We start from the raw sequence: 22,393 nt of genomic DNA on the forward strand, positions 1-22,393 counted from the left end.
CTCGCGGGTGCGAGACGGGCGGCTTCCTGTGCGCCTGTTCAGATCGGCTCAGCGCTTCTCACCGGGGAGGAGGTGGATGGCCTCGGTCGCGAGCTCCGCGGCGATGTTGTCGCCGGAAGCCGTGGCCTCGCGCAGCCGGCGGAAGTCGGCCGTCATCTGGTCCCAGTCGACGAGTTCGTCGAGGTTCGGCAGGCGCAGGCGGAACGCGAGGCCGTCCATGGTGTCACGGCACACGCGCTGCAGGTTCTCGTTGCCGCACTCCTCGACGTACCGGGCGAACACCGCGAGCGCGTCGTGGTTGACCGCCGCGACGTCGTGCGCCTCGTAGTCCTTGATGGTGGCGTCGAGCTGGGCGAGGATCTTCTTCCTCGACGCGGCGCCGAGTCGCGGGACCGCCAGGCGCACGACGCCGCCGAACAGCACGCCGAGGGTCTGCAGCGCCTCGACGACCTCGGTCGGGTTCGGCGTGGTGACGCGCGTGTACCGGTTCGGCGCCATCTCGATCAGGCCGGCGCGGGCGAGCTGGCTGAGGGCTTCGCGGATGGGGGTCCGGGAGACGCCGAGCCAGGCGATCAGCTCGTCGTCGTTCAGCCGTTCGCCGGGCTCGAGCGTGCCGTCCATGATCGCGTCGTGGATCTTCTGGCGGACGGTGTCGCGGAGCAGCTGGTGCTCGGTCGGTGCGCTGCTGGGGACCGGCATGCGGTTTCCTTCGGCTCGTGGCGGGAGGCGGACGGGTTGCACATCCGACCTCGGTGCGGACGCATGCTTCACCGTACCTGATATACGAACGGCGTTGCGCTCGGTTCGGAGCGTGTCAGTCGTCGAGGTGCAGGAGCCGCACGGTCGCCGGGTCGTCGGTGCCCGCGTACCAGCGGTCGAGCACGGCGCGGAACGGTGCCGGGTCCGAGGCGGCGAGCGCGAAGAGCGTCATCGACGAACGGAGCTTCAGCGCGTCGACGCCGCCGAGCAGGTCGTCGGCGGACCGTGCGGGCGCCGACGCCGCCGCGGCGGTCGCCTCGAGCAGGCGCGGGCCCAGGACGGGGTGCGCGAGGTACGCCCGGGCCTCGGCGAGCCCGTCGATGGCGAACCGCTGCGCGGTGGCGGAACGGCCGAGCCCGGTGAGCTGGGGGAAGACGAACCACATCCAGTGCGACGACTTCCGGCCGCGCCGGAGCTCGGCGAGGGCGGCGTCGTGCACGTCCTCCTGCGCGCGCACGAAGCGGCCGAGGTGGTGCGGGTCGTCGCTCACCGGACCACGTCCCCCCACGCGTACCGGACGGTGGTGCCGTCGACCACCACGAGCGAGTCGGGTTCCCGGTCGAACAGCCCGGGCATCCCCACCGCGTCGGGCAGGTCGCCCTCGAGGCGCTCCAGCCGCGCCGACCGGATCGTCATCGGTGGGTGCTGGCGCTGCCAGAACACCGTCTGCGCCAGGTGCCGGGCGTGGATGCCCTGGCGGGTGGTGAGCTCCGTCGCGAGCGGGGTGTCGACGACGTCCCCGGCCACGACGCGGACGGCCACCTGCTGACGGGGCCGTGCCGCGCCTCCTGGCTGCACCGGACCGCTCCGTCGTCCGCGCAGCCAGCGGACGGGGTGCAGCGCACGGGCCGGGTGCCGGACGGACCGGTACGCGAGCGCGTCACCGCGCCGACGTGCCCGCGCGTACGCGAACGTGTACGGCACCCCGAGCAGGGCGTGGGCGGCGACGATCGCCGGGACGTTCGCCGTGTCGACCGTGCGGTAGGCGACCCCGCGGCGGCCGCTGTCGTCGATCGTCAGCACCTCGATGGTGATCTCGGTCATCGTGCCGAGGCGTCCCGACGGCGGGAACGGCGGCACCCGCGTCTCACGGAACACGTACGCGGACAGGCCCGCCCAGGCGCTGCCGTCGACCACGTCGGGGCGGGTGCCGCGCGGTACCAGGCGCGCGAGTGACGCCGGGTCGTGCCGCCAGTGCGCGAAGACGACGTCCTCCCAGGCGTGCACCGTCACCGGGCGCTGCAGCAGCGGCACCGCGGCCCGGGTCCGCGAGGGCTCGGTCACCGTCGTGGTGCGTGCCGACCGACGCGCACGGCCCAGGCCACGAGCGGTGCCTGCAGCGGCAGGCGGAGCACCGAGACCAGTCGCATCGCGCGCGTCGACCGCGGGCTGCCGAGCAGGTCGTTCGCCATCTTGACGTTGGCGGGGAACACGGCCAGGAACAGCGCGGCGGCCGCCCAGCCCGCGGCGCGGCGGGTCGCCGGGATCGCGAGGCCGGTGGCGATGCCGAGCTCGGCGGCGCCGGACGCCAGGGTGGTCAGGCGCGGCGGGAGGGCGTCCGGCACGATCCGGTCGTAGCCGGCCGGCCGCAGGAAATGAGTGACACCGGCCCCGCCCAGCACGACGGCGAGGAGGGTGGCGGTGCGGGTGGCGCGTCGTGCGCGCTCGCGTCGTCGCATGCACCCATCGTGCTCGCGGCGTCCTCGACGCGTACGGGGAAGGCTCAGGTCAGCGCGGTCGCGACGAGGTCGAGGATCGCGGTGGCGACGTCGGCCTTGCTGCCGGAGGTCTCGCGGACCACCTCGCCGCCGGGGACGAGCACCTCGATCGCGTTCTCCTCGCGTTCGAAGCCCGACGACCAGCCGACGTGGTTCACCACGAGCAGGTCCGCCGGCTTCCGGGCGATCTTGGCCCGGCCGAGCTCGATGCGCGCGGCCCGGTCGGGTTCGGTCTCGGCCGCGAACCCCACGACGATCTGGCCGGTGCGGCGGGCCGCGACGAGGTCCGCCAGGACGTCCGGGTTCCGCACGAGCTCGAGCGTCATCGTGTCGCCCTGGAGGTCCTTCTTGAGTTTCTCGGTGCGGACCTCGGCGGGGCGGTAGTCGGCGACCGCGGCGGTCATCACGACCACGTCGGCGTCGACGGCCGCGGCGTGCACCGCCTCGGCGAGCTCGAGCGCGGAGCCGACCGGCACGACGGTGGCGTCGAGGCCTGTGGTGAGCGCGGCCTCGACGTTCGCGGCGACGACGGTCACGGTCGCGCCGCGCCGTGCGGCGTCGGCGGCGATCGCGAGGCCCTGGCGGCCGCTGGAGCGGTTGCCGACGAACCGGACCGGGTCGAACGGTTCGCGGGTGCCGCCGGCGCTGACGACCACGCGGACGCCGGCGAGGTCGCCCTGCTCACCGCGGGCACCGGTACCGGCGACGTCGGTCTCGCCGGCCGGTCGGATCTCGCCGGCGGGTCGGGTCGGGGCGGCCTGGAGGCTCGGGTCGGCCGACGCGGGTCGGCCCGCGTCCGCCGGGTGGTCCAGCACGGCGAGCGCTCCGGCCACGATGTCCTCCGGCTCCGCCATCCGCCCGATGCCCGCGTCGTCGCCGGTCAGCGCCCCGACCACCGGGCCGATGAAACGCACCCCGCGGTCGCGGAGCGTGGCGACGTTGGCCCGGGTCGCCGGGTGCTCCCACATCTGCGGGTGCATCGCCGGGGCGACCACGACGGGCGCCTCGGTCGCGAGCAGGGTCGTGCCGAGGAGGTCGCCCGCGAGGCCCGCCGTCATCCGGGCGAGGGCGTCGGCGGTGGCGGGGGCGACGACCACGAGGTCCGCCCTCCGGCCGAGCGACACGTGCCGGACCTCGGCGACGTCGTCGAACACGCTGGTGGTGACCGCGTTCCGGCTGAGCGCCTCGAGGGTGGGCACGCCGACGAACCGCAGCGCACCCTCGGTCGGGACGACGTGCACGTCGTGCCCCTGCTTGACGAACTCGCGGACGACGCCGACGGCCTTGTAGGCGGCGATGCCCCCGGTGATCCCGACGATGACGGTCAGACGGCGCTCTGCTGCTGCGTTCACGTCGGTCACGCTACCCGGGGCGCCGTGCGAGGATCGATCCCATGTGCACCGTCGTCGTCCGCGTCGACCCCGGCTCCGAGTGGCCCGTCACGATGCTCGCCCTGCGCGACGAGTCGCCCGAGCGCCCGTGGGACCCGCCCGCGGCGTGGTGGCCCGAGCTGGACCCCTCGGTCCGGGGCGTCCGCGACCGTTCGGCGGGTGGCGCCTGGCTCGCCGCCTCGGACACCGCGGGGCTCGCCGTGGTGCTCAACCGCGCCGAACCGGTGCCGAGCGACGACGGCACGTGGACCACGCGCGGGGTCGTGCCGCTCGAGGCCGTCGCCGGGGTGCTCCCGGGCCACGACGGCACGCTGCCGACCACACGCGCGTTCAACCTCGTCCGTGCCACCGCGGACGGCGCCGAGGTGCTGACGTGGGACGGCTCCCGTGTCCGCACGACCGAGCTCGGACCGGGCGTGCACATGGTCACGCACGGCGAGCCCGACGATCCGGCAGCGCCGCGCATCGGGCGGTGGCTCGAGGCGTTCCGCGCCGTCGACGCCCCGGTCGGGCCGCCCGTGCTCGGACCCTTCGACGAACTCCGCACGGCCGACGCCGGCGACGACGCGGGCGACGGGTGGAGCGGTTGGTTCGGTCTGCTCGCGGAGTCGGCGGCGCTGCCGGCGGACGACCCGGATGCGATCCTCCGTGACGCGCACGAGCGGGACGGGCACTTCGCGACGCTGTCGATCGTCGCCGCGGCGGTCGGGCCGTCGCGGACGGTGCTGCAGCACGCGCGACTCACCGAGCCGGGCCGACTCGACGGGTCGGTGGAGCTGCACCGCGCCTGAGCCGGACCGGCGGGGGCGGGGACGACCCGCGCCTCCCGACCACCGCACGCGGGGCGGGCGCGCCTCAGACCGGCGGCCGCGTCCCGGTGAGGTCCTCGGCGACCGCCCAGAGCGACCGCGCCAGGTCGGCGCTCCGTGCCGACTTCGGGATCGACGCCGTCGTCGCCGGCCCGACGAGCCCGAACGGCCCGGACGGCCCGTAGTACGCACCACCGACGGCCTTCGGCCCCACCGCGGCGTACAGCAGCGGCTCGGCGCCCTGCTCGACGTCCTGCGTGAACGGCAGCGCGCGGTTGCTCGACCGCACCGGCTTGCTCCGCCCGAGGGAGCGTCCGGCCGACTGCAGGTTCGTCCGCGTGTACCCGGGGTGCGCCGCGGTGCTCGTCACGGGCCAGTCCAGTTCGACGGACAGCCGGTGCAGGTGCAGCGCGAGGAGCAGGTCCGCGAGCTTCGACTGCGAGTAGGCGCGCCAGCCGTTGTAGCCGCGCTCCCACTGCAGGTCGTCGAACCGGATGCGGCCGGGGACCGCGGCGATGCTCGACATCGTCGCGACGCGGGCGTCCGACGAGCGCAGGAGCGCGGGGAGCAGGAGGTTCGTCAGGGCGAAGGGCCCGAGGTAGTTCGTGCCGAACTGCAGCTCGAAGCCGTCGACGGTCTCGAACCGCTTCGGCGGCGCCATCACGCCCGCGTTGTTCACGAGCACGTCGAGGGGGCGGTCCTCGTTCACGACCCCCGCGGCGAACCGGCGCACGCTCGAGAGGTCCGCGAGGTCGAGTTCCCGGACCTCGACGTCGGCGCCGGGGTGCGCGGACCGGATCGCGTCGGCGGCCTCGTCCCCCTTCGACGTGGTGCGTACGGCGAGGACGACCGAGGCGCCGGCGGCTGCGAGGCGGGTGGCGGTCTCCTTGCCGGTTCCGCTGTTCGCGCCGGTGACGACGATGCGGCGGCCGGTCTGGTCGGGGATCTGCGGCATGCGGGTGACCGTACACGCGAGGGCTGGCCGTGCTATATTGATGCAAACGCATGAAGATGCGATCGCATCGGCGTGTGGATGCAATCGCATCGGCGCGTGATCAGGAGGACCCATGAGCAACGCATTCGGCACCGGCCGCCCCTCGGACGTCCCGCCGCCCGCACCCGAGCGGATCGGCCCCGTGCAGCTCGGCCTCGACACCTTCGGTGACCTCACCGACCGCCCCGACGGAACCCTCCGCACCCACGCCGAGAGCATCCGGGACATCGTCGACGAGGCCGTCCTCGCCGACCAGGTCGGCATCGACTTCATCGGCGTGGGGGAGCACCACCGAGCCGACTACGCGGTGAGCGCACCCGAGGTCGTCCTCGCCGCGATCGCCGCCCGCACGTCGTCCATCCGCATGGGCAGCGCCGTGACGGTGCTGTCGAGCGATGACCCGGTCCGCGTCTACGAGCGGTTCGCCACCGTCGACGCGATCTCCGACGGTCGCGCCGAGGTCATCCTCGGCCGCGGCTCGTTCACCGAGTCCTTCCCGCTCTTCGGCTACGACCTCGCCGACTACGAGGTCCTCTTCGAGGAGAAGCTCCAGCTCTTCGCCGCCCTCCGCAGCGGCGACCCCGTGACGTGGTCCGGCACCGTCCGGCCCGGCCTCACCGACCAGCACGTCTTCCCGAAGCTCGATCACGGTCCGATCCCCACCTGGATCGGCGTCGGCGGATCGCCCCAGTCGGTGATCCGGGCGGCGTCGTACGGACTGCCGCTCTTCCTCGCCATCATCGGCGGCCAGCCGGCGCAGTTCGCTCCGTTCTCGCGCCTCTACCGTCAGGCGCTCACCCAGCTCGACCTGCCGCAGCAGCCCATCGCCATGCACTCGCCGGGCTTCGTCGCCGCCACCGACGAGGAAGCGGCGGACCGGTACTGGCCGTACCACAAGGCCGTCACCGACCGACTCGGTGCCGAGCGCGGCTGGCCGCCGCTGGACGTCGCCGGGTACCGCGCCGGGCTGTCCGCCGGCGGTTCGCTCTACGTCGGATCGCCCGAGACCGTCGCGCGGAAGATCGCGCGCAACATGCGGATCCTCGGCGTCTCGCGGTTCGACATGCGGTACGCGACGGGGCGCCTGCCGCACGAGGACATGATGCGGTCGATCGAGCGCTACGGCACGCAGGTCGCGCCGCGGGTGCGGGAGCTGCTGGCCGAGCCGGTCCCGGTCCCGTAGGTCGCGTCGGCCGTGTCGGCCAGGCGGCTGCGTCGCTCTGGAGGCGCGGCCCGGCTCTTCGGCGTCCGCTCACCGCGCTGCCGGGTACGGTCCAGGGCATGTCGTCGCGTCCTGCTGCTCTCGAACGTCGGTTCCGTGGTCGCATCACGGGCGTCGGCACGACCTCCGGCGTCCGGATCGTCGTCGGGATGTGGGAGCGCTCGCCGTTCGGGGCCTTCGCCGACGTGTTCCTCGAGCTCCCCGACGGCACGAGCGTGCTGCTCGCCCCCGACGAGATCGTCGCCGCCTACGTGTCCGGGACCTACCGCTTCGACACGGTGTCGGTGGTCGACGTGTCCGCCCGCCGGACCGCCCGCGGGGTGGAGCTGTCCGCCGGGCCACTCCGGGCCTCGATCGACGTCGGGACGATCTCCCCGCTCGGGCGAGTGGTCCGCATCGTCCCGAAGCGGATCGCTCGCGACCCCCGGTGGCTCGCGGCGATCGACCCGGTGGCGCGGCTGATCGCTCCCGGGTCGGGCACGGCGGGCTCGGCGGGGAACGGCCGCCGCGAGTACTACGGGGTGACCGGGGCCCACGACGTCACCGGTGTGCAGGGGACCTGGGCGGGGGAGCCGCTGGGTTCCCTGGCGCCGCTCGACCCGCCCGTGGCGTTCGGCTTCGCGTCGCTGCCGCGCATCCCGCAGGTCGTCGACGTCGAGACCACGATCCGCGAGCCCGTCTAGAGGAGCGGGCTGCGCCGCCCCGCTGCCCGCGAGTTCCGACAGGGCACGTGTCGATCGACTCGCACAGTGTCGCTCGTTGCGCGCGAATGGCGCAGGCGCGGCCACGCGCGGTGGTGCGGCGCGCGGCGGAGGCGAGCCGTGCCTCCAGGCCGGTGCCGGGGGCCGGACCGGACGCGCACAGCGGCCGAGGGGCACACTGGTCGGAACGGAACGCGCCCCGGGGACACCCGGCCGCACGTCGAGCACAACGGGGCGCACGACGCGAGAGGATCACCATGACCGACACAGAGGCAGACCAGCGCGCAGCCATCTCCGACATCGTCCACGGAGCCCACACGGCCCTGCTGACGACCGTGAACGCGGACGGCCAGCTCCACGCCCGTCCGCTCGCGGTGCAGGACAAGGCGTTCCACGGCACCCTCCGGTTCCTCGTGCAGGACGGCAGCGAGAAGGTCGAGGACATTGCGCGGAACCCGCACGTCAACGTCTCGATCGAGTCGCAGGGCGGGTACCTGTCGATCGCCGGCACCGCCACCGTGACGCGGGACGACTCCGTGGTCGACGAGCTCTGGTCCCCGTTCGCGGAGGCCTGGTTCCCGCAGGGGCGTCAGGACCCGTCGATCCGGCTCCTCACCGTCGAGGGCGACTCGGTCGAGTACTGGACCCAGGACACGGGCCCGGTCGGGAGCCTCGTGCAGACGCTCAAGGCCGCGATCGGCAAGCAGCGCCAGCCGGACACCGGCGACCACGGCACCGTCGAGCTCTAGCGAGCGGCCTCGGGTTGCTCGGTCCGTCTCACGGGGGGCCGAGCAGCCACAGCACCGCGACGAGCACCGGCTGCCCGAGCACGGCGCAGACCACCAGGGTCCACCGCAGCCACGGCTTCGCCACGAGTTCGGGCGACCCGAAGAGCGGCGCGAGCGGCATGAGCAACCGCGGCGTCGACGCCATCGGCAGCGACACCGCGAAGATGTACAGCGCGTACGCCGCCGAGTAGACCACCGTCGTGAACCCCAGCCGGCGGGTCGAGCGGCGGAGCAACCACACCGGGTACGCCACGAGCAGGAACACCACGATCAGGACCCCGCCGACACCCAGCCACCGCGAGGCGATGAGGAACCACGGGGTGAGCGGTGTGAAGTCGACCCGCCCGATGAAGTTCACCCACCAGGACATCTCGGTCTCGAGGTAGGCGTTCGGGGACCCCGTCGCGTGTGCGGCGATGAGCGGCCAGGCGAACCCGGCGACCGCCATCACGATCCCGGCGGCGACGACCCGCACCCGTTCGGCCACGGGGAACGCGTCGAGTGACCGCACGCCGGCGACCGCGCCCGTCGCCCTGGCCGTCCGTCGTGCGCCGATCCACCGCACGAGGGCGACGACGCCGAGCACGAGCGGGATCGCGAGGGCACCCGGCCGGGTGAAGGCCGCGATCACCCCGAGGATCGTCAGCAGCCCGTACCGACGCCGTTCCAGGGCGAGCAGCGCCCCGAACGTCAGCGCCAGGAACATGCTCTCCGCGTAGCCGACCTGCAGCAGGAACGAGAGCGGGCCGCAGGTGAAGAAGAACACGGCCCACATGGCCGCGGCGGACCCGGCACGATCGCGCACGAGCCGGTGCAGCAGGTAGGTGGCCACGAGTCCGGCGAGCAGTGCGATCGCCGGGGCGCCGACGTCGAACGGCACCCCCGTCGACGCGGTGAGCATCCGGATGGTGAACGGGAACGCCGGGAGGAACGCCCACGCGTTCTGTGCGACGTGACCCGCGGCGTCGAGCGGCAGCGTGGACGGGTAGCCGTGCACAGAGATCTGCTCGTAGTACTGGCCGTCCCACGCCGTCAGGAAGTTGAGGAAGCCGTGGTCGTTGCCCCAGATCGCGTTCTCCGGCAGCGCTCGGCCGATGAGCGGGAACGCCAGGGCCAGCCAGAACGTCGACACGATGCGGCCGCCGGTCCACACCAGGAGCACGGCGGCCCACGCCGGCAGGCTGGTCGCGAGGTCGAGGACCCGGCGACGTCCGCTGGCGATCGACTCCGTGAGGGTCCCGTCCAGTCGACTCACCGCGGCGCTCCGCGATGTTCGGGCATGGCAGGGGGCACGCTACGAGCGTAGGCGCCACAGCCTTGGGGGTTCCTCACGGTGTCGGCGTGGCCGGCCAGATCGGACTGGAGGCGCGGCCCACGTTCTGCAGCGCAGAAAGCGTCCGGCGCGCGGTCCCGTCCCGCACCGCGTCCCCGCCTAGCCTGGAGTCCCCGTCCACCGACCCGTGAGGAGCACCGTGCCGAACAAGACCGCCATCGTGACCGACAACGCCCCGAAGCCCGCCGGCCCGTACAGCCAGGGCATCGTCGCGAACGGATTCATCTACACCGCCGGGTTCGGCCCGCAGGACCCCGCCACGGGCGAGATCGCCGACGACGTCGCCGGTCAGACCGCCCAGGTGCTCGCCAACGTCACCGCGGTCCTGGCGGAGCACGGCGCCACGCTCGACGACGTCGTGAAGTCGACCGTGCACCTCGAGCACTCGGACCGCGACTTCCCGGCCTTCAACGAGGAGTACGCCAAGCACTTCTCCGAGCCGTACCCGGTGCGCACGACGGTGCAGTCGCACCTCGCGAACATCCTCGTCGAGATCGACGTCGTGGCGGTGCTCCCGAACGCAGGGTGACCGCCGCGCTCACTGAGCGAAGCCTCATCGACCCCCGGTGCCGGATCCGTCCCGACGGAGCCCGGCCCCGGGGGTCGCGTGCGTCAGCGCGCCGTCGGCGAGCACCGGGACCCCTGCGACGAGGACGTCCTCGATGCCCACTGCCGGACGCATCGGCCGCTCGTACGACGACCCGGCAGCCACCCGCGCCGGATCCACCACGACGAGGTCCGCGATCGCGCCGACCCGGACCGTGCCCCGGTCGCCGAGCCGGTAGCGCTCGACGCTCGTCGTCGACAGGTGCCGCACCGTCTCCGGCCACCCGAACCGCCCCGGGAGCGTGTAGTCCTCGAGGTACCGCGCGAACGTGCCGTAGGCCCGCGGGTGCGGATGCGTGCCGACGAAGATGCCGTCGGAGCCTGCCGCGTGCCCGGGCAGTCGGAACAGCGGCGCGAGCTCGTCGGCGGTCCGGGGACGGGGGACCCGCATGACGACGGTGACCTGCAGCGCCGAGTCGACGAGGACGTCGAGGGCGAGGTCGACCGGGTCCGTGCCCGTGGCCGCGGCGGCCTCGGCGAGCGTACGGCCCTGCAGCGCGTGGAACTCCGCCGCGGGCACGTGCGACAGCGTGATCTGGTCGGCCCAGCCGGTGCCCAGGTCCGCCCGGCCGAGCACCCGCTCGAGCACGGCACCGCGGACCCGGTGGCGGCCGGGTTCGTCGGACACGGCACGGACGAGGTCCTCGGTGCCGGGCCGGGCGAGCTCGGCGGGCAGGAGCAGCATCGACAGGATCGTGCAGCCACGCGAGTACGGGTACGCGTCGAAGGACATCGGCGCGCCCGCCGCCGCGAGCTCGGTGAGGGCGTCGACCGCCAGCTCGACCGGGGCGTGCAGGTGCGACACGTGTGCGCGGACCCCGGACGCCCGGACGATCTCGGCGATCTCGTCGAGCCCCGCGCGGGCGTTGCCCTCGTACCCGCCGCGCATGTGGGAGACGTAGAGGCCGTCGGCGGCGGCGACCTCCGTGCAGAGCGCCGCGAGCTCCGCGGTGTCCGCGTACAGACCAGGCACGTAGTCGAGCCCCGTCGCGAGGCCGGTGGCCCCCTCCGACAGTCCCCGTCGGACGAGCGACCGCATCGCCTCGACGTCGGCCGGGGTCGCGGGCCGGTCGTCGTCGCCGAGGACCTCGTGCCGGACCGTCCCCGCGGGCACCAGGGTCGCCACGTTCACCGGCGTCGTGCCGTCGTACGTCGCGAGGAGCGCGTCGACGCCACCGCCGCGGTACCGGGGGTGCGGGCCGTCGATCGCGGCGAAGTACCGGTCCGCGTAGGAACCGTCGCCGGGAGCGGGCCCGACGCCGTCCTGCCCGGTCACGATCGTCGTCACGCCCTGCCGGAGGAGCCCGTGCTGGACGGCCTCGTCGAACACGAGGGACCCGGCGTGCGAGTGCGCGTCGACGAACCCGGGCAGGACGAGGCGCTCGCCGCAGTCGATCGTCCTCGTGCCCGCCGGGACGTCGACGCCGGTGCCGACCGTGGCGATCCGGCCGTCCGCGACGAGGACGTCGGCGCGCACGATCCCGTCGTCGGCGACGACCCCGCCGCCGCGGAGGAGGACCGCCGGCGCCGGGTCGGTCACCGTGCGAGCCCCGCCACGAGTCGCTCGGCACGGGTGCGGAGGGCGTCGAGGTCCCCGCTCGTGAGGGCGTCCCCGACGAGCGGCGACCCCAGCCCGACCGCGACCGCACCGGCCGCCAGGTACTCGGACGCGTCGTCGACGCCGATGCCGCCGGTGGGGATCACGTCGACGAAGTCGAGCGGCGCCAGCACCTGCTTGAGGAACGCCGGTCCGCCGAGCTGCGCGGCCGGGAAGACCTTCACCGCCCGGGCTCCGAGCTCCCAGGCGCGGACGATCTCCGTCGGGGTCGCCGCGCCCGGGTACCACCCGAGGCCACGCTCGTGCGCGCGTTCCCCGATCGCGGCGTCGAGGTGCGGACTCACCGCGAAGACCGCTCCCGCACCGGCGGCCTCGTCGAGCTGCCGCGGTTCGAGCACGGTCCCGACGCCGATCGACGCGGACGTGCCGTACCGGTCGGCGGCCCAGGCGATGCCCTCGCGCCAGCGCGGGGTGTTCGTCGTGATCTCGATGGCCCGTACGCCGGCGTCGACGAGCGTCGCGATGACGTCCTCGACGTGCTCGCCGGTGCCACCGCGCAGGATCGCGATCGCGGGTCCGGCGGCGTGCCGGTGCCGGACCGGGGTCGCGGTGGTCGGGTCGGTGCTCGTGGTGTTCGTCATGTCTCGTTCCTCGTGGTCGGCGGGCGACGCGGCCGGTTCGGCGGTCGACGTGGTCGGGTTCAGCGGTCGACGCGGTCGTGGACGGCGTGGTCGACGTCCGAAGGTGTGGCGGGGTCGTGCAGGGCGGTCGGGTCCGGGCGCTGCCAGTCGCTCTCGACCGTGCAGGCGAGGGCTCCGGCGTCGGCGGCGCGGTCGAGCGCTTCGGCGGGGGACGCTCCGCCGAGCGTCGCCGCGAGCCAGCCCGCGACGAAGGCGTCCCCGGCACCGACGGGATCGACGACCCGCACCGGGGTGGCCGGGCGGCGGAGGAACACCCCGTCGACCGAGGCCACCGCCCCGCGGGAGCCGAGCTTGACGACGGCGCGGCCGCGGCCGAGGGCGGCGAGGTCGTGCGCCAGCGTCTCGTCGTCGCCCTCGTCGTCGGCGAGGCCGAGCACGAGCCGGGCCTCGTCGTCGCCGGCGAAGACGATCGACGAGCGGACCGCGACCGCCCGGTAGCGCTCACGCGCGCTCTCGGCGTCGATGAGCTTCGGTCGGTGGTTCACGTCGAACGACACCGGGACGCCGGCGGTGTCCGCGCGGTCGATCGCCGCCTCGACGGTGGCGCGCGCCTCGTCGGAGAGCGCGAGCGTGATGCCGGTGACGTGCAGGAGCGCGGCGTCCTCGACGATGCCCGCCGGCAGGTCGGTCGCCCGCAGTGCGGAGCCCGCAGAACCCCGACGGTGGTAGGTCACCCGGGTACGCCCGTCGGCCAGGCGCTCCTTCATCATGATGCCCGTCGAGCGGTCGGGGTCGGGCACGGCGAGGACGTCGACACCTTCGTTCCGGACGTCACGGGTGACGCGGTCGCCCGCGGGGTCGGTGCCGACGCGGCCGATCCACGTCGTCGGGACGCCGGCGCGGACGAGACCGATCGCGACGTTGCTCTCGGCCCCGCCGGTGTCGACGCGCATGTGCTCGAGGTCGGGGACGGCCCCGGTGTCCCCTCCGGTCAGGAGCAGCATCGTCTCGCCGAAGGTCACCACGCGCCCGCTCATCGCGCGGCCTTCGACAGGGCGAGCTGGGCGGACGACGACCCGAGCGCGACCGAGATCTCCCGCGCGGTCCGGACGACGCCGTCCCCGAGTTCGCGGACGGCCGCGGCCGGGAACCGCGATGCCAGCCCGGAGATGCTCATCGCACCGACGACCTGGTTCGCGTGGTCGAACACGGGCGCGGCGACGCAGCGGATGTCGGGCTCGTTCTCGCGGTCGTCGATGCCGTAGCCGCGGCCGTGCGTGCGGTCGATCTCGGCGCGCCACCGATCGTCGTCGACGATCGAGTGCTCGGTCATGGCCGTCGCCGGCTCCGCGAGCACCCGGTCGAGCAGTTCGGGCTCGCCGAACGCCACCATCGCCTTGCCCGACGCGGTGTTGCGCATCGGCAGTCGGTTCCCGATGCGGGAACCCATCCGCACCGTCCCGCGCGTCTCGACCTTGTCGACGTAGACGATGTCCGTGCCGTCGGGGACGACGAGGTGGCAGGTGAGGCCGGTGCGTTCCGCGGTCCGGCGGAGGAACGGGGCGGCCGCGGACCGGAGGTCGATGCCCTCGAGGTAGCTCTGCCCGAGCAGCAGCGCGCCGAGGCCGAGCGTGAAGCCGGCGTCGGCGGTCCGGCGGAGGAGGTCGTTCTCGACCATCGGGGCCGTCAGCCGGAGCACGGTCGACTTCGAGGTGCCGAGCTCGGCCGCCAGCACGGTGAGGGACACCGAGGGCTCGCCGTTGCGGGTGCGGTCCGCGATGCAGTCGAGCAGGCGCAGCCCTCGCCGGAGCGACAGGGCGGCGTTCCGCGCCGGGGCCTCGTCGGGGACCGGGGTGACCGGGGTCGTCGCCCGCATCAGAACCACGTCGCGATCGACTCGAGGACGATCTCGTCGTCGTCGATGACGAGCACCTGCCGCCACTTGTCGAAGACGGTGCACGGGTGCGAGATGCCGAACACGACGACGTCGCCCGGCGTCAGCGGGGTTCGGTCGTCCGCCAGCGCGAGGTAGCAGTGCTGGTCGTCGAGGCGGGTGACGGTGACCGCCCCGGGTGCCGGGACGACCTGCGCGACCGCAGCCGTGCCTCCCGACCCAGCGGCGTCCGCGCCGGACCGGATCGAGCGCACGACGGGGAGTCCCTCGTCGAAGGAGATGTCCCGTTTGCCGACCGCGACCAGCGCGAGGCCGGGCTCGGGGCGGGAGGTGACCCGGCCCCACACCTCGATCGCGGGGATCAACGAGCCCTCCTCCGGGTGCCGGCGGAACGGCGTGCGCTCGGCGTAGAAGCCGTCGTCGTGGGTGAGGTAGGCGCCGGAGCGGAGCAGCACGTCGATGTCATCGGGGCGTCCGGCGACCGCGTCGACCACCCCGTCGAACCAGGCGCTGCCGCCCATGCTGAGCAGGCCTCGCGGTGCGTCGACCAGCGGGCGGACGGCGACGGCGACCTCGAGCACCCCGTCGACGTAGGCGCGTGCGGCGTCGACGCCGGGCAGCCCGCCCTCGTAGCCGGACACCCCGCGGAGCGACAGGCCCCGGTCATGCGCGACCTGCGCGAGGGCGCGCGCTCCGGCAGCGGTCCGGACGCCGGTGCGACCGCCGGGGAACCCGACCTCGACGACCACGTGCAGATCGCCGGCGACCGCGTCCTGCGCGGCCCGGCCGGCCTCGACGCCGGCGGGGGAGTCGACGTAGCAGAGCACGTCGGCGTCGGGGTCGGCGGCGCGACGGGAGGCCAGCCAGGCGAGCCCGGTGGGGTCGAGGACCTCGTTCGCGACGAGGATCCGGTGGATGCCGTGCTCCCAGGCCACCATCGCCTGCTGGACGGACGCGACCGTGACGCCCCAGGCACCGGCCGCGGTCTGCCGGGCCGCGAGGGACGGCGCCATGTGCGTCTTCATGTGCGGCGCGAAGAGCAGTCCGTGCCGCTCGACGTAGGCCTGCATCACCGCGGTGTTGTTCGCCAGGGCGGACTCGCGCAGCGTCATCACGGGCAGGTACGCGTGCTCGAGGACGTGGCGGGTCGGCGGGGCCGCCGGGTCGGGCGCGCCCTTCGTCGTGACCGTGCCGGGTGTGGTCGTCATCGAGCCTCCTGTGCGTCTGCGGTGCCCCCACGTTCCCCGTCGCGGGGAGAGCAGGGCAACGGCGGCGTGCGTCTCATTCTGCAGTGCACAACCACTGTCCGCGCTCGGGGCGGGCACCGTCACGGAAACCGATCGGGCGTAGCATTTGATGTGACATGGCGACGACGATGACGACACGACGACGGGGGAGCACGGCGGTGGCCGTGCTCGTCGCGGGCACCTTCTTCATGGAGCTCCTCGACGGGACGATCCTGGCCACCGCGGCCCCGGCGATGGGACGCGACCTCGGCGTCGACTCCGCGGCCGTCGGCGTGGCGATCACCGCGTACCTGGTGACCCTCGCGGTGTTCATCCCGGTCAGCGGCTGGCTCACCGACCGGGTGGGCTCGCGGACGGTGTTCGCCGGAGCGATCGCGCTCTTCACCGTGGCGTCGGCCCTGTGCGCGATGTCGACCGGGCTCGTCGACCTCACCGTCTGGCGCATCGTGCAGGGCCTCGGCGGCGCGCTCATGGTCCCGGTGGGGCGGCTCGTCGTGCTCCGCGGCGCCGGGCGCGAGCAGCTCGTGACGGCGATCGCGATCCTGACGTGGCCCGCCCTGGCGGCACCGATCATCGCGCCCTTCATCGGCGGCGTGCTCGTCGACACCCTGTCCTGGCACTGGATCTTCCTCGTCAACATCCCGCTCGGGATCGTCGCGTTCGTCGCCGCGCTCGTGCTCGTGCCGCAGGAGCGCGCGGCGGAACGGGTGCCGTTCGACTGGTTCGGCTCGCTGCTCGCGTGCATCGGGCTCGGGTCGCTCGTCGTCATGGCGTCCCTGCTCGCGCTCGACGCCGTCCCGGTCCTCGCGGTCGTGCTGTTCGGCGTGCTGGGCGCGGTCTGCTGCTGGCTCGCGGTGTGGCACTTCCGCCGTGCCCGGCACCCGATCATGGGACTCGGCTCGTTCCGGCTCGAGACCTTCCGGGTGTCCCACGCCGGCGGCGGCCTGTTCCGCCTGGCGGTCTCGGCCGTGCCGTTCGTGCTGCCGCTGCTGTTCCAGGACGCCTGGGGGTGGAGCGCCGTGCTCGCCGGGTCCGCCGTGCTCTGGGTCTTCGTCGGGAACCTCGGGATCAAGCCGATGACGACGCCGTTCCTCCGCTGGTTCGGGTACCGGCCCGTGATCATCGTGTCGAGCGCGGTCGCGGCGCTCAGCGTCGTCGCGATGGTGTTCATGACCGAGGAGACTCCGTTCTGGCTCCTCGCGGTGCTGCTCGTCGTCAGCGGTGCAGCGCGCTCGGTCGGCTTCACGGCGTACAACACCATCGCGTTCGCCGACGTCGAGCAGGCCGACATGACCCCGGCGAACACGCTCTCGTCGACCCTGCAGCAGACGGCCGCGGGCTTCGGTGTCGCGGTCGCCGCGGTGGTGATCCGGGCCGCCGCCGGGCTCGGTGGTTCCGGACCGTACGATGCGGCGTTCTGGGTGATCGCGGTGCTGCTCGTCGTCGCCTGCGTCGAGGGACTCCTGATGAGCCGCACAGCAGGCGAGACGGTCCGCCCCGCACGCCGCGTCCGCGCCTGACGACCGGGATCGGCCGCCGCCGTCCGTTCTCGACTCGGTCACACGGACGAAACCCGGGCCGCGCTACAGTCTCAGCAACTGTTTGCGATCGCCGAGTACGGTTGCCCGCGGCAGGGTGACCGGAAACGCCCGGAACAGGAAGGCAGCATGGCCGCGCCAGAGCAGCAGGGGACGATCGCAGCCGACACGGCCGTGGAACCGACCGGGCTGCGCGTCGTCAGCTACAACCTCCGCGAGCACACCGCGAACGGCGAGCTCGCCGCTCTGGCCGAGGCTTCCGAGGCGGACGTCATCTGCGTCCAGGAGTGCGACAGCAACGACCTCGCCCCGTCGATCGCCGGGCTGTCCCTCGCGGCGTCGACGAAGGCGAACCGGCTCGGCCTCGCGATCTACAAGCGCGACGACCGGTTCGAGGTCGAGGACTTCAGCATCCATTCCCTCCAGAAGTCGCTGCACGACCGGGTCCTCGCGCCCGCGCACGAGCGGCTCATCGCGATGCACCTGCGTGACACCGAGGCCGACGCCGAGGTCATCGTCGCGTCCTTCCACGCCTCACCCCTGACCGCCACGAACTCCCTGCGCCGCAAGCAGATCGAGGCCGCGCACCAGTTCCTCCGCGACCTGTCGAACGAGGCCCCGGCGATCATGGTCGGCGACTTCAACTACCCGTGGTTCCAGACGAACCTGCGGCGGAAGATCGAGCAGCACGGGTTCGCGCTGTCGCTGTCCGACCAGCCGACGTACCTGCGCTACCGCAAGTTCACGGGGCACTTCGACTTCGCGACGAGCGTCGGGCTGCACATCGCCGGCGTCGAGACCCTGCCCGCGGGCATCTCCGACCACCGGCCGATCCTCGTCCGGGCGCACTACGAGCACCCCGGCGCGACCGGCGCGGTCGCGACCGTCGAGTCGCCCGCCGCCTGACGCGCCGGCGCTGACGCGCCCGCCGTGCCGTCTGCGTGAGTGGGCGGAACACGCCGTAGGCGGCGCGCCGGGTGGGCGGAACCGGTCGCCTGGCAGCACCGGGGGGTGACGGAACGTGCCCGCTCGGGGAGCGCCCCGCGCCCGGCGTACGCACTGGAGGCCCGGTGCCGGTCTCGGGGACCGGCACCGGGCCTCCAGGCGGTCGCGCTCGGGACCCGGTCCGCGTCAGCGGCGCAGGGTCGCCCTCGCCAGCCGGTTGCCGATGAACTGGCCGAGCTGCACGATCACGACGATCGCCGCCACCGACACGTAGACGATCCACCAGTCGTACCGCTGCGACCCGTACGTGATCGCGTACTCGCCGAGCCCGCCGCCACCGATCAGCGCACCCTGCGCCGTCATGTCGACGATGCCGATGTAGATGAACGTGTAGCCGAGGATGAGTGGCCCGAGCCCCTCGGGGATGAGCACGGTCAGCAGGATCGAGATCGGGTGCGCACCCGACGCCCGAGCCGCCTCGACGACGCCCGGATCGACGGCGAGCAGGTTCTGCTCCACGATCCGGGACACCGCGAACGCCGCCGCGAGCGAGATCGCGAACGTCACCGCCGGCACCCCGATCGTGGTCTGCACGACCACGCGGGACAGCGGTGCGATCGCCGCGAGGAAGATCACGAACGGGATCGGCCGGACCAGGTTCACGACCACGTTGAGGATCGTGTGCGCGGTACGGCTCCCGAGCAGGTTGCCCGGACGGGTCGCGTACAGCGCCAGGCCGAGTGCGAGGCCGATGATCCCGGCGATCACGAGGGAGACGAGCGACATCACGATGGTGTCGCGCACCGACGAGAGGAAGACGTCGAACGTGTCGATCACGCTCTGGAACGTGTTGTTCACGCGGCGGCCTCCTCGTCGGCGGTGACCCCGGACGCCCGGAGCGAGGCGATGGCGTCGTCGATGCCGTCGCCGGTCAACTCGTACGTGAGCGAGCCGATCCGGCGCTCCCGGATCTCGCCGACCCCGCCGTAGACGAGCTCGGCGGAGACGCCCGCGGAACGGAACACGGCGTCGATCCGGTTCTGCAGGCCGGCCTCGTCGGTGATCTGCACCGTGAACAGCCTGCCGGGGTGGCGGTCCCGGAGGCGCAGCAGCGTCTCGGGGGAGGGCCGGTCGTGCAGCGCCGTGCGGACGAACCGCTGCGCCGCGCCGGTCTTCGGCTTCGAGAACACGTCGTAGACGTCACCGACCTCGACCACGCGACCCTGCTCCATGACGGCGACCCGGTCGGCGATCTGCCGGACGGCGTCCATCTCGTGCGTGATGACGATGATGGTGACGCCGAGTTCCCGGTTCACCCGGCGCAGCAGCGCGAGGACCTCGGACGTGGTCTCCGGGTCCAGGGCGCTGGTGGCCTCGTCGGCGAGCAGCAACTCCGGGTTCGAGGCCAGCGCACGGGCGATGCCGACGCGCTGCTTCTGGCCGCCGGACAGCTGCTCCGGGTAGGCGTACGCGCGGTCGAGCAGCCCGACGAAGTCGAGCAGCTCCGCGACACGACGGTCGCGCTCCTCCTTCGTCACGCCGGCGACCTTGAGCGGGTACGCCACGTTGCCGGCGATGGTGCGCGACCGGAAGAGGTTGAACTGCTGGAAGATCATCCCGATGCGCCGACGCGCCAGACGGCGGTCCCGCTCGGGGATCGCCGTCAGTTCCTGGCCGGCGACGGTCACCGATCCCGACGAGGGCAGCTCCAGCGCGTTCACCAGACGGACGAGGGTGGACTTGCCGGCACCCGAGTACCCGATGACGCCGAGGACCTCTCCCTGGTGCACGTCCAGGGAGACGTCCTCGACGGCCACCACGGTCTCGCCGGTGTCGGCGCGGCGGTAGTGCTTCGAGACGCCGCGGAGTTCGACGAGGACACTCACTCCTGCTTGGCCGCCTTCGCGTCCTTCTCGACCTTCGCGAGCTCGTCCTGCAGCGACGAGGCGCTCTCGTCACGGACGACCGCGTCGGGGTTGTCCTTGAGGAAGACCTTCTGCACGGACTCGTCCTGGAACAGCTTCGCGAGGGCGAGGTACGTCTTGTTGTCCTTGTCCTCGTCACGGGCGGCGAAGATGTTCACGTACGGGGCGGCGCTCGCGCTGGAGGGGTCGTCCTGGTAGACGACGTCGTCGGAGGGCAGGCCGGCGGCGGTCGCGAAGTTGTTGTTCACGACCGCGGCGGCGACGGAGCCCTGCTGCAGGGCGTTCGCCGTCTGCGAGGCGTCGAGCGGCTGGACGTCGACCTTGTGCGTCTCGATGTCGGACGTCGTCGAGAAGGCCGAGCCGCCGTCCTTGAGCGTGATGAGCTTCGCGCCCTGCAGGACGAGCAGCGCACGCGCCTCGTTGATCGAGTCGTTCGGGATCGCGATCTTCGCGTTCTCCGGGATCGCCGAGGCCTTGTCGTACTTGGTGGCGTACAGGGGCAGCGGGTACACGGCCGTCGAACCGATCGGCTGGAGGGTGTCGTTCGAGGTGACGTTGTAGTCGGCGAGGTACTGGATGTGCTGGAACTGGTTGAGGTCCAGCGTGCCGTCCTTGAGCGCCGGGTTCGGCAGCGAGTAGTCCGAGAAGTTGGTCAGCTTGACGGTGACGTTGAGCTTCTGCTTCGCGAGCTTCGTGTACGTGCTCCAGTAGGAGAGCGACTTGTCCGCGACGCCGATCGTGACGGTCTTCGGCGAGCCACCGGCAGCGGCGCCGTCGTCACCGGACCCGCCGGAGCGCACGGCTCCGACGATGACGGCGACGACGATCGCGACGACGACCACCGCGGCGGCGATGATCCAGCCGACCGGGCGCTTGCCCTTCGGCTTCTTGGGCAGTGCGGGTGCTGCGGACATGGTGCTCCTCGTGGGCGGTGCTGTGGGGCGCAGCGGTGGTCCGCGGCGTGCAGTCGAGTGTGACGGGCCGTCCGCGCGGGTGCGAGTTCCGTTCCGCCGTGTTACATCCGTGTCACGCGCTCGCGGGCACTGGGCCTGGAGGCGCGGGTCAGGTCCCGAGCACACGCTCGCCGAACGCCGACGCGAACGTCCGGTCCGGGTCGGCCGCCGCGACGAGCGCGCGGAAGTCCGCGAGGCGCGGGTACAGCCCGGCGATCGCCGTACCGTCGAGCGAGCTCATCTTCCCCCAGTGCGGTCGCCCGCCGAACGGCGCGAGCAGCGCCTCGAGGTCCGGCAGGAGCGCCGCCACCTCGACCGGGTGCTTCTGCCACGTGAACGCGATGCAGAGCACGTCCTCGCCCTGCGACGGGCTCAGCCAGAACGGGTCCGCCGCCATGGTCCGGATCTCGCACACGTGCAGGTGCGGCTGGATCCGCTCGGACATGCTGCGCACCGCGTCGAGCGCTCCGGCCGCGTGCCGGAGCGGGACGAAGTGCTCGCTCTGCACCTCCGACCCGTGGCTCGGCACCGATTCGATCGGGAAGTGCGGCAACCGGTCCCACCACGGACCGACCGAGCCGTCGCGGGCGGTGTGGTGGCCGTCGCCCGGGGATCCCGGCAGCTTCGGCGCCCCGAACAGCTCGTCGGGCACGGCCACGTCGTCGGCGCCGTCCGGGACGCGGGACTTGAGCAGTACCTCGCTGACCTCGTCCCCGAACACGGTGTACGAGCACACCGAGGCCGCGGCTGCGTGGACCTCGGCGACGTTCGCCGTGAACCTGTCCCACGGGATCGGGCCGTACGAGTCCTGCCGCATCCGGTAGGTCGGTTCGACGTCGAGGGTCACGCGGGTGACGATGCCGAGCAGCCCGAGGTGCAGCACGGAGCCGTCGAACGCCGGGTCGTCGCGGCCGATCGTACGTCCGGCGCCGTCGGGACCCAGGGCCTCGAACGAGCGGACGGCCGTGCTGAGCGAGCCGAGCGCGGTGCCGGAGCCGTGCGTGCCGGTCGCGATCGCGCCGCCGAGGGAGATGTGGGGGAGCGACCCGGTGTTGTGCAGGCCGAACCCGGCGCGGTCGATCTCCGGAGCGACCGCCCCGTAGCGCGTGCCGGCACCCATCGTCACGGTGCGGCGGTCGCGGTCCACCTCGAGGTCGGTCGGGATCCCGGTGAGGTCGAGCAGCACGCCGGGGGAGTCGGCGACGTCGTTGAACGAGTGCCGGGTGCCGAGTCCGTGCACGCGCGGCGACCGCGCGACGATCTCGGCCGCCTCGTCGATCGACGACGGGCGGAAGACCCGTTCGGCCGTGTACGTGACCGTGCCCGACCAGTTCAGTTCGCTCGTCGTCGACCGCATGGGGCCCACGATGC

At 73.1% G+C, this 22,393-nt stretch carries 23 protein-coding genes; 7 read left to right on the plus strand and 16 right to left on the minus strand.

What is annotated here, in order from left to right:
* Positions 1-48: 48 nt before the first annotated feature.
* From HP507_RS15690 to HP507_RS15710, 5 genes are all read right to left on the minus strand, one after another.
* Positions 49-699 carry a GntR family transcriptional regulator gene (locus HP507_RS15690; RefSeq protein ID WP_175352719.1) on the minus strand — a complete coding sequence of 217 codons (651 nt, stop codon included), beginning with the start codon at positions 697-699 and terminating at the stop codon, positions 49-51.
* Positions 700-814: 115 nt separating this feature from the next.
* On the minus strand, positions 815-1,249 hold the full coding sequence (locus HP507_RS15695; RefSeq protein WP_175352720.1) for a DUF1810 domain-containing protein: 435 nt from the start codon (positions 1,247-1,249) through the stop codon (positions 815-817).
* Complete coding sequence (locus HP507_RS18040) at positions 1,246-2,043, minus strand: YqjF family protein (RefSeq protein ID WP_175352721.1); 798 nt, start codon at positions 2,041-2,043, stop codon at positions 1,246-1,248. Before HP507_RS18040 ends, HP507_RS15695 begins: the two co-directional genes overlap by 4 nt.
* Positions 2,040-2,438 carry a DoxX family protein gene (locus HP507_RS15705; RefSeq protein ID WP_175352722.1) on the minus strand — a complete coding sequence of 133 codons (399 nt, stop codon included), beginning with the start codon at positions 2,436-2,438 and terminating at the stop codon, positions 2,040-2,042. The genes HP507_RS18040 and HP507_RS15705 overlap by 4 nt, the downstream gene beginning before the upstream one ends.
* A 44-nt stretch (positions 2,439-2,482) precedes the next feature.
* Positions 2,483-3,805 (minus strand): bifunctional phosphopantothenoylcysteine decarboxylase/phosphopantothenate synthase, encoded by a 1,323-nt coding sequence (locus HP507_RS15710; RefSeq protein ID WP_175352837.1) that lies wholly within the window; start codon positions 3,803-3,805, stop codon positions 2,483-2,485.
* A 65-nt stretch (positions 3,806-3,870) separates the two neighbouring features.
* On the opposite strand from HP507_RS15710, the gene HP507_RS15715 reads away from it, so the two are divergent.
* Positions 3,871-4,659 (plus strand): NRDE family protein, encoded by a 789-nt coding sequence (locus tag HP507_RS15715; protein ID WP_175352723.1) that lies wholly within the window; start codon positions 3,871-3,873, stop codon positions 4,657-4,659.
* Positions 4,660-4,723: 64 nt separating this feature from the next.
* Here HP507_RS15715 and HP507_RS15720 read toward each other — a convergent pair whose 3' ends face one another.
* The gene (locus tag HP507_RS15720; protein WP_175352724.1) at positions 4,724-5,632 is read right to left on the minus strand and encodes an SDR family oxidoreductase; all 909 of its coding nucleotides are present in this window, start codon (positions 5,630-5,632) and stop codon (positions 4,724-4,726) included.
* A gap of 112 nt (positions 5,633-5,744) precedes the next feature.
* Here HP507_RS15720 and HP507_RS15725 point away from each other — a divergent pair, with 112 nt between their 5' ends.
* The 3 genes from HP507_RS15725 (at position 5,745) to HP507_RS15735 (ending at position 8,343) form a co-directional block, all read left to right on the plus strand.
* Positions 5,745-6,854: an LLM class flavin-dependent oxidoreductase gene (locus HP507_RS15725; protein ID WP_175352725.1), complete on the plus strand. Its 1,110-nt coding sequence runs from the start codon at positions 5,745-5,747 to the stop codon at positions 6,852-6,854.
* Between the two features lie 98 nt (positions 6,855-6,952).
* Positions 6,953-7,576 carry a hypothetical protein gene (locus HP507_RS15730; protein WP_175352726.1) on the plus strand — a complete coding sequence of 208 codons (624 nt, stop codon included), beginning with the start codon at positions 6,953-6,955 and terminating at the stop codon, positions 7,574-7,576.
* A gap of 275 nt (positions 7,577-7,851) precedes the next feature.
* Positions 7,852-8,343, plus strand: a complete 492-nt coding sequence (locus tag HP507_RS15735) for a pyridoxamine 5'-phosphate oxidase family protein (protein WP_175352727.1) — start codon at positions 7,852-7,854, stop codon at positions 8,341-8,343.
* A 28-nt stretch (positions 8,344-8,371) separates the two neighbouring features.
* On the opposite strand, the gene HP507_RS15740 is transcribed toward HP507_RS15735, so the two are convergent.
* On the minus strand, positions 8,372-9,637 hold the full coding sequence (locus HP507_RS15740) for a hypothetical protein (protein ID WP_175352728.1): 1,266 nt from the start codon (positions 9,635-9,637) through the stop codon (positions 8,372-8,374).
* 217 nt (positions 9,638-9,854) lie between these two features.
* Here HP507_RS15740 and HP507_RS15745 point away from each other — a divergent pair, with 217 nt between their 5' ends.
* Complete coding sequence (locus tag HP507_RS15745) at positions 9,855-10,244, plus strand: RidA family protein (protein WP_175352729.1); 390 nt, start codon at positions 9,855-9,857, stop codon at positions 10,242-10,244.
* A gap of 24 nt (positions 10,245-10,268) precedes the next feature.
* Here the strand turns inward: HP507_RS15745 and HP507_RS15750 are convergent, their stop codons facing one another.
* The 5 genes from HP507_RS15750 to HP507_RS15770 are packed head-to-tail and all read right to left on the minus strand — an operon-like array spanning position 10,269 to position 15,622.
* Positions 10,269-11,861: an N-acyl-D-amino-acid deacylase family protein gene (locus HP507_RS15750; protein ID WP_175352730.1), complete on the minus strand. Its 1,593-nt coding sequence runs from the start codon at positions 11,859-11,861 to the stop codon at positions 10,269-10,271.
* Positions 11,858-12,520 (minus strand): bifunctional 4-hydroxy-2-oxoglutarate aldolase/2-dehydro-3-deoxy-phosphogluconate aldolase, encoded by a 663-nt coding sequence (locus HP507_RS15755; protein ID WP_175352731.1) that lies wholly within the window; start codon positions 12,518-12,520, stop codon positions 11,858-11,860. Before HP507_RS15755 ends, HP507_RS15750 begins: the two co-directional genes overlap by 4 nt.
* 59 nt (positions 12,521-12,579) lie before the next feature.
* Positions 12,580-13,557, minus strand: coding sequence for a sugar kinase (locus tag HP507_RS15760; protein ID WP_175352732.1), 978 nt, complete (start codon positions 13,555-13,557; stop codon positions 12,580-12,582).
* Complete coding sequence (locus tag HP507_RS15765; RefSeq protein WP_175352733.1) at positions 13,554-14,396, minus strand: IclR family transcriptional regulator; 843 nt, start codon at positions 14,394-14,396, stop codon at positions 13,554-13,556. The genes HP507_RS15760 and HP507_RS15765 overlap by 4 nt, the downstream gene beginning before the upstream one ends.
* Positions 14,396-15,622, minus strand: coding sequence for an alanine racemase (locus HP507_RS15770; protein ID WP_175352734.1), 1,227 nt, complete (start codon positions 15,620-15,622; stop codon positions 14,396-14,398). The genes HP507_RS15765 and HP507_RS15770 overlap by 1 nt, the downstream gene beginning before the upstream one ends.
* Before the next feature lie 155 nt (positions 15,623-15,777).
* Here HP507_RS15770 and HP507_RS15775 point away from each other — a divergent pair, with 155 nt between their 5' ends.
* Together HP507_RS15775 and HP507_RS15780 are read left to right on the plus strand one after the other, a co-directional pair.
* A complete protein-coding gene (locus HP507_RS15775) occupies positions 15,778-17,181 on the plus strand; it encodes an MFS transporter (protein WP_175352735.1) in 1,404 nt (467 codons plus the stop codon).
* Between the two features lie 147 nt (positions 17,182-17,328).
* Complete coding sequence (locus HP507_RS15780; RefSeq protein ID WP_175352736.1) at positions 17,329-18,105, plus strand: endonuclease/exonuclease/phosphatase family protein; 777 nt, start codon at positions 17,329-17,331, stop codon at positions 18,103-18,105.
* Positions 18,106-18,330: 225 nt separating this feature from the next.
* On the opposite strand, the gene HP507_RS15785 is transcribed toward HP507_RS15780, so the two are convergent.
* From HP507_RS15785 to HP507_RS15800, 4 genes are all read right to left on the minus strand, one after another.
* On the minus strand, positions 18,331-19,002 hold the full coding sequence (locus tag HP507_RS15785) for a methionine ABC transporter permease (protein WP_271207239.1): 672 nt from the start codon (positions 19,000-19,002) through the stop codon (positions 18,331-18,333).
* Complete coding sequence (locus tag HP507_RS15790) at positions 18,999-20,030, minus strand: methionine ABC transporter ATP-binding protein (protein ID WP_175352737.1); 1,032 nt, start codon at positions 20,028-20,030, stop codon at positions 18,999-19,001. The genes HP507_RS15785 and HP507_RS15790 overlap by 4 nt, the downstream gene beginning before the upstream one ends.
* The gene (locus tag HP507_RS15795) at positions 20,027-20,983 is read right to left on the minus strand and encodes a MetQ/NlpA family ABC transporter substrate-binding protein (protein WP_175352738.1); all 957 of its coding nucleotides are present in this window, start codon (positions 20,981-20,983) and stop codon (positions 20,027-20,029) included. The genes HP507_RS15790 and HP507_RS15795 overlap by 4 nt, the downstream gene beginning before the upstream one ends.
* A 148-nt stretch (positions 20,984-21,131) precedes the next feature.
* A complete protein-coding gene (locus HP507_RS15800) occupies positions 21,132-22,379 on the minus strand; it encodes a D-arabinono-1,4-lactone oxidase (RefSeq protein WP_175352739.1) in 1,248 nt (415 codons plus the stop codon).
* Positions 22,380-22,393: the final 14 nt, after the last annotated feature.

This window comes from Curtobacterium pusillum (assembly GCF_013359865.1).
Lineage (GTDB): Bacteria > Actinomycetota > Actinomycetes > Actinomycetales > Microbacteriaceae > Curtobacterium > Curtobacterium pusillum.